An 887-nucleotide genomic window follows, 5' to 3' on the forward strand; every position below is an offset into this window, starting at 1 on the left:
CATCTCTTCGGTCAGGGCCGGGGTGTGGGTCATGAGCTGGTCGTAGCCACCGGCCTGGAGGATCAGCACCCAGTAGGCCAGCCACGCCAGCACGGCCACACCGGCGCCGACCAGCAGCAGGCAGGCCTGGACCCGGAGGCCGGCCAGGTCCAGCCGCCCGATCCCCAGCCCGGCCAACAGGTAGGCCAGGTGGGGCAGAGCCGGATACGTGCCGGTCAGCAGCAGCTGGGCGACGCCGGCGGCGGGGTCGGCGGCCAGGTCCGCGAAACCCGGGTTGAGATCGACCGCCACCGGCAGCGTCCCCCGCAGCAGGTGCGTCAGGACCGGACCGGCCACGGCGAAGAACCCGGCCCAGGCGAAGAGGGCCTTGACGGACAGGCCCAGGAACGGGATGACCAGGACGAAGAAGGCCCCGTAGTAGATCAGGATGTTGATCGCCGGGATCTCCTCGGCGGTGGCGCCGGGGATCACAGGGTTGATCGCCAGGCCCAGGGCCGTGATCAGCACGGCCCGGACCAGGATCCCGGCCCGGGTGGCGGTCATCGCCCGGCCGGTGTGGGCGGTACGCCCTCCGGAGGTGAAGGCCAGGCTCACCCCGGCCAGGAACGCGAACAGCGCCGCGGACCGTCCGGCGAAGAGCGTCCACTGGGCGGTGGGGGCGAAGGTCACCGGGTCCCAGGCAGGCAGGATGTGGATGGAGACCATCCCGATCAGGGCCAGACCACGGGCGGCGTCGATGCCGACCAGACGCCGCTTGCTGGGGGCAGTGGTTGCGGCACCCACCTCGTGCGAGGCTCCTGCACGGGTCGGGGCCCACGGGGTGGTTCCCGCAGCTGGTGCCGGGGAAGCGGAAACCGGACTACCGTCGGATTCGGTCATGACAGGCG

At 71.7% G+C, this 887-nt stretch carries 1 protein-coding gene; it reads right to left on the minus strand.

Going from position 1 to position 887, the window contains the following annotated elements; all coding sequences use genetic code 11:
- On the minus strand, positions 1–783 hold a 783-nt coding region (locus tag ACYVM4_RS18685), incomplete at its 3' end, for a heparan-alpha-glucosaminide N-acetyltransferase domain-containing protein (protein ID WP_460669534.1).
- Positions 784–887 lie beyond the last annotated feature (104 nt).

Source organism: Kocuria himachalensis (genome assembly GCF_054784195.1).